Source organism: Syntrophomonas sp. UBA5494, from assembly GCF_002426325.1.
Genome location: NZ_DIPG01000110.1, coordinates 8,207 through 8,978, shown reverse-complemented (window position 1 = coordinate 8,978; position 772 = coordinate 8,207). Strand labels below are relative to the sequence as shown.

1 protein-coding gene is annotated in these 772 nt (G+C 49.4%); it reads left to right on the top strand.

The genetic code is table 11. The features are described 5' to 3' along the window. A partial coding sequence (locus tag B3W37_RS12180; protein WP_483175973.1) for an AAA-type ATPase lid domain-containing protein occupies window positions 1-588 on the top strand: 588 nt, incomplete at its 5' end. Window positions 589-772: the final 184 nt, after the last annotated feature.

The window sequence follows — 772 nt, the reverse complement described above, 5'->3', positions numbered from 1 at the left end:
ATCCCAGTAGATGTGCGCATTATTTGCGCCTCCAACAAGGATTTGCTGGAAGAAGTAGAAAACGGCAATTTCAGGCAGGACCTCTACTATCGTCTGAATGTGATTTGCATTACCATACCACCGCTAAGGGATAGAAAAGACGACATCGCTTTGCTAATGCAGCACTATTTGATGAAGCTGGGTGTTGCGCCGATAATTATGGAAAGAATTATGAACCCTGCGGTTATGCACTGTCTGGCCAGATACAACTGGCCTGGCAATGTGCGTGAACTGCAAAATGTCGCTGAAAGACTGGCCATCATCGCAGACACCCAGCCCATCACCCCATCAGACCTACCCCCCGAAATTTGCACCCTGCGTCATACCCCGCCGCTGAATACCGGGCATAGCCTTTCCGATTCAGAGGCGCAACTCACTTACGCCCAGAAAAAGAAACGACTGATTGCCGAAAAAGAAGCGGAACTCATTATAGATCTGTTGGAAAAGCACCGCGGCAATCTCACCGAAGTAGCTAAAGCCATGGGATTTTCCAGAACCACCCTGTACCGCAAGCTCGAACTCTATCACATCTCTAAAGCCCATCGTTAGCCGTCGTTGTTACCGGCCGCTGTTAACGAACATCGATGATAAAGTCTGCTTTATGACAGGTAATAGGATTATTGTGCCTCATGATGCCGTCGCCACAGCCGCTTATATACCCGGCAGCCGCGACGGAGGTATGGAATTTAAGCAGGATCATCATCTATTTGCCGGTAACACCCCGCATGGTCAC